The 4,799-nt window shown below is 65.3% G+C and carries 5 protein-coding genes and 1 riboswitch; all 5 genes read left to right on the top strand.

What is annotated here, in order from left to right:
- On the top strand, positions 1-185 hold a 185-nt coding region (locus D477_RS00540), incomplete at its 5' end, for an AMP-binding enzyme (protein ID WP_005266177.1).
- Positions 186-479: 294 nt separating this feature from the next.
- A complete protein-coding gene (locus D477_RS00535; protein WP_005266176.1) occupies positions 480-1,274 on the top strand; it encodes an endonuclease domain-containing protein in 795 nt (264 codons plus the stop codon).
- A 236-nt stretch (positions 1,275-1,510) separates the two neighbouring features.
- A riboswitch (SAM riboswitch) is annotated at positions 1,511-1,605 on the top strand.
- Positions 1,606-1,722: 117 nt separating this feature from the next.
- A complete protein-coding gene (gene sfnG / locus D477_RS00530) occupies positions 1,723-2,904 on the top strand; it encodes a dimethylsulfone monooxygenase SfnG (protein WP_005266175.1) in 1,182 nt (393 codons plus the stop codon).
- Positions 2,905-4,257, top strand: coding sequence for an O-acetylhomoserine aminocarboxypropyltransferase/cysteine synthase family protein (locus D477_RS00525; RefSeq protein ID WP_005266174.1), 1,353 nt, complete (start codon positions 2,905-2,907; stop codon positions 4,255-4,257).
- Positions 4,254-4,754 (top strand): CoA-binding protein, encoded by a 501-nt coding sequence (locus tag D477_RS00520; protein ID WP_005266173.1) that lies wholly within the window; start codon positions 4,254-4,256, stop codon positions 4,752-4,754. Before D477_RS00525 ends, D477_RS00520 begins: the two co-directional genes overlap by 4 nt.
- Positions 4,755-4,799: the final 45 nt, after the last annotated feature.

The following is a 4,799-nucleotide window of genomic DNA, read 5'->3' as shown; positions in this document are numbered from 1 at the left end:
AGATCGGCCCGATCGCCAAGCCGCGGGACATCGTGTTCGTCCCCGACGTCCCCAAAACCCGGAGCGGCAAGATCATGCGGCGCCTGCTGACCCAGCTGTTCGAAGGCACCACACTGGGCGACACCACCTCGCTCCAGAACGAACCCTGCATCGCCGACATCAAGCAAATCTGCGAATCCCGGTAAACCAGTGGCGCCCCCGGGGAAGGTCTCGGCCTCGGGGACGCCCGCCCGACCCCGAACCTCCCCGCCGCTCGGGTCCGCCGCGTACACCTTTAACCTTCAAGCAAAACAAACGCCCTCGTCAGCGCGGTACTTGAAGCCTAAAGCTGTACGGGAGACGCTAATCCTGTACAGCGCCGCACGCTTTTCCACAGCAGCAGGCATCAGCCGAGCGAGTCTCCGGCCCATCCCCCATGCTCGGTACATGGATCCCATTTCCCATCTTCGACTCCTAGGCGGTACGGCGCGGTAGGTGACTTGCTGGCGGCTGGCTACTCCAAAGCTTCCCTTCATCGGTCCATTGCTGAAGGCCGCGTCATCCGCGTCCGGTCCGGGCTGCTGACCCTGCCGGACAGCGACCCCCTCGTCCGCCATGCAGTCTCCAACAACGGCCTCGTCTCCTGCGCCTCGGCCGTCAAGGAACTGGGGTTGTGGGGTCTCAAAGATCCCCAGCAGCCGCATCTCTGGGTCCCGCACGGGCGCCCTGTCGCCGGCTTCCGGCAGAAAGACAGCACGGTGGAGACCGTCCGGCACCGGGGAAGGCTGGTCGGCAATAAGCGTCCCGGCGCCTATGCGCCCGTCCTCGACGTTGTACTGCACGCGCTCAGGTGCCGCCCGCCGCTAGAGGCGCTAGTGATTGCGGAATCTGCTGTTATCAAGCGCAAGCTCCGGCGGCAGGACCTGCTGAACCATCTGCCCGGGCCTCGGAACGGGCCGTTTCGGGCACTGCTCGGGAAGATCGATCCAACCTCTGAATCGCCTTTGGAAACCATTGCCAGGGAACTCTTCCACAATGTGGGGTTGAGGGCTGAACCGCAGGTCCACATTGAGGGGGTTGGCCGGGTGGACCTGCTGGTCGAGAGGCGCGTCATCGTGGAGCTGGACGGTTTCGACTTTCATTGGTCACGGTCAATGTTCCGGAAGGACAGGCGCCGCAACAACGCTGCCATGCTCAGCGGACTCCAGACCTTGCGTTATCTATATGAAGATCTCGTGTTCGAGCCAGACACGGTGGTGGCTCAAGTCCTCAGCTTGGCGCGCCAAGCGGCCTGAATGCACAGCTTCTGTCCACCCTGCCCGTCTTTACGCTTCAAGTAATTGACTGACCTGCACGTTTATAGAGCTTGAAGCCTAAAGCTGTACAGGAGCGTCGTGGGCAGTGGCGGGCCGGGGCTGGGCCCGGGGCTGGGACCGGGCGGGGGCCGGGGGCGTTCGGGGAATTCACGGGAGAACGAAATGTGGCTCAACATTCGTTGCGGACCATGCCCGCCGGTATGGCAAAATAGTCGGGACCATCCCGAGCGGCCGAGAGATCTGGCTCTTTGACGCCGCAGCAACCCTCCGGACTCCACCGGAAAGGTGCTACCGCCAGAAGCGATGGAGAGAGCGCAAGCAATCTTTGATCCGGATGGTGCCGCCGTCCGGCCTGGCACCTGAGGGATCGTCATTGCCCGGGATTCCCGTTCACGCGCTCTAAGCGCCGATCATCAAGGAATTCGCCATGACCACTTCCCCCGTGTCCAGCGTGGCCAACCTCGAAACCCCGCTCAAGTTCGCCTACTGGGTGCCGAACGTCTCCGGCGGCCTCGTCGTCTCCACCATTGAGCAGCGCACCAGCTGGGACTTCGAGTACAACAAGAAGCTCGCCCGCATCGCGGAGAACTCCGGCTTCGAGTACGCCCTCACCCAGACCCGCTACGCCGCCAGCTACGGTGCCGACAAGCAGCACGAGGCAACGAGCTTCTCCTTGGCCCTGCTCGGCGCCACCGAGCGGCTGAACATCATCTCGGCGGTCCACCCCGGCATGTGGCATCCGGGCGTGCTGGCCAAGTTCATCATCACAGCCGACCACATCTCGGGTGGCCGCGCCGCAGTCAACATCGTCTCCGGCTGGCTGAAGGACGAGTTCATCAACTTCGGCCTGGAGTGGCTCGAGCACGATGAGCGCTACGTCCGCACCGAGGAGTTCATCAACGCCCTCCGCGGCCTGTGGACCCAGCAGAACTACAGCCAGTCCGGCAAGTACTACAACATCAAGGACTTCACCCTGAACCCGGCGCCCGTCGAGGTCCCCGGCCGCGCCCACCCGGAGATCTTCTTCGGCGGGAACTCCACCGCCGCCCAGGCCGCCGCCGGCCGGACCGCAGACTGGTACTTCTCCAACGGCAAGGACCTCGAAGGCTTCAAGGAGAACATCGCCGGCGTCCGGGCCGCCGCTGCCACCGTCAACCGCGTCCCGAAGTTCGGCCTGAACGGCTTCGTCATCTCCCGCGGCACTGAAGCGGAAGCGAAGGAAACCCTGCGCGAGATCGTGGCCAAGGCGCACCGCCCCGCCGTCGAAGGTTTCGCGGCGGCGGTGAAGGAAGCCGGCCAGTCCACCAAGGACGGCAAGGGCATGTGGGCGGATTCTACGTTCGAGGACCTGATCCAGTACAACGACGGCTTCAAGACCGGACTCATTGGTACGCCGGAACAGATTGCCGAACGTATTGTGGAGTTCAAGAAGATCGGCGTGAACCTCATGCTGACCGCCTACCTGCACTTCCAGGAGGAAGTCGAGGCGTTCGGCCGCGAGGTCCTGCCGATCGTCCGCGAACTCGAGGCGGACCTGGCCCGCGCCAACGGCACCGAGCTCAACACCGCTCTGCTGCCTGCCACCAACTTCGAAGGAGCTGCCCTCTAAATGGCTGAACGCACATTCGGCTTCCGCACCCGTGCCCTGCACGCCGGCGGAACCCCCGACGCCGAGCACGGCGCCCGCGCGGTGCCCATCTACCAGTCCACGTCCTTCGTCTTCAAGGACACGGACGACGCCGCCAACCTCTTTGCGCTGCAAAAGTACGGCAACATCTACTCCCGTATCGGCAATCCCACGGTCGCCGCGTTCGAGGAGCGGATCGCCTCGCTGGAGGGTGGCATCGGGGCCGTGGCCACGTCGTCGGGCATGGCCGCCGAGTTCATCACGTTCGCCGCGCTGGCCGGATCGGGCGACCACATCGTGGCCTCCTCGAAGCTGTACGGCGGCACCATCACCCAGCTGGACGTGACGCTGCGCCGCTTCGGGGTGGAGACCACGTTCATCGACAGCACGGACCCGGCGGACTTCGCCGCGGCCATTGGCGAGAACACCAAGGCCGTCTACACCGAGATCGTGGCCAACCCGTCCGGCGACATCGCGGACCTTGAGGGCCTGGCCAAGGTGGCGCACGACGCCGGCATTCCGCTGGTCGTCGATGCCACCTTGAGCACGCCGTACCTGATCCGCCCGATCGAACACGGCGCTGACATTGTGATCCACTCCGCCACCAAGTTCCTCGGCGGCCACGGCACCACCTTGGGTGGCGTGGTCGTCGAATCCGGCCGCTTCAACTGGGGCAACGGCAAGTTCCCGCAGATGACCGAGCCGGTGCCTTCCTACGGCAACGTCTCCTGGTGGGGCAACTTCGGCGAGTACGGCTTCCTGACCAAGCTGCGCTCCGAGCAGCTGCGCGACATCGGACCGTCGCTGTCCGCGCAGTCGGCCTTCCAGCTGCTGCAGGGCGTCGAGACGCTGCCGCAGCGCATGGACGAGCACCTGGCCAACGCCCGCAAGGTAGCCGAGTGGCTCGAAGCGGACGAGCGCGTCTCCTACGTGAATTTCGCCGGCCTGCCCTCGCATCCGCACTACGAGCGCGGGAAGAAGTACCTGCCGCAGGGCGTCGGCTCGGTCTTCTCCTTCGGCGTCAAGGGCGGACGAGCCGCCGGCCAGAAGTTCATCGAGTCGCTGCAGCTGGCTAGCCACCTGGCCAACATCGGCGATGCCCGCACCCTGATCCTGCACCCGGGTTCCACCACCCACCAGCAGCTGAGCGCCGATCAGATGGCCGCCGCCGGCGTGCCCGAGGACCTGATCCGCATCTCCGTCGGCCTCGAGGACGTCGAGGACATCCTGTGGGACCTGGACCAGGCCCTCACCGCCGCCCTTGCGGCAGCCGACGAGGTGTCCATCGAGGAACTGGAAGAAGCCGCCGCCTGCGAGATTGGAGCACGAGCATGAGCACCGCCGTCAGCGAGCGCACCTGGATCGGGCCGTCCGCCCCGGAGCGGCTGAACATCCTGCGCAACACCAAGTCCATCGCGATCGTCGGCGCCTCCGACAAGCCGAGCCGCGCCAGCTACTTCGTGGCCACCTACCTGCTCTCGTCGAGCAAGTACAAGGTCTACTTCGTCAACCCGGTGGCCAAGGAGATCCTCGGGCAGCCGGTGTACGCGTCGCTGGCCGACCTGCCTGAGGTACCCGATCTGGTGGATGTGTTCCGCAAGCATGACGACCTGCCCGGCGTGCTGGACGAGACGCTGGCCGTCGGCGCCAAGACCATCTGGCTGCAGCTCGGCTCCTGGCACGAGGACGTCGCCGCCAAGGCCGAAGCCGCAGGGCTGAACGTCGTCATGGACCGCTGCGTCAAGATCGAGCACGCCCGCTTCCACGGCGGACTGCACCTGGCCGGCTTCGACACCGGCGTGATCTCCTCGAAGCGCCAGCTGACCGCCTGATTTACCGCTCTGCAGCGCCCGAGGGCGGGCCACCCCCAGCGTGGG

It is taken from the genome of Arthrobacter crystallopoietes BAB-32, from assembly GCF_000328305.2.
Classification (GTDB): Bacteria; Actinomycetota; Actinomycetes; order Actinomycetales; family Micrococcaceae; genus Crystallibacter; species Crystallibacter crystallopoietes_A.
The sequence above is the reverse complement of the archived record's forward strand: the minus strand, read 5'-3'. Positions and strand labels throughout refer to the sequence as shown.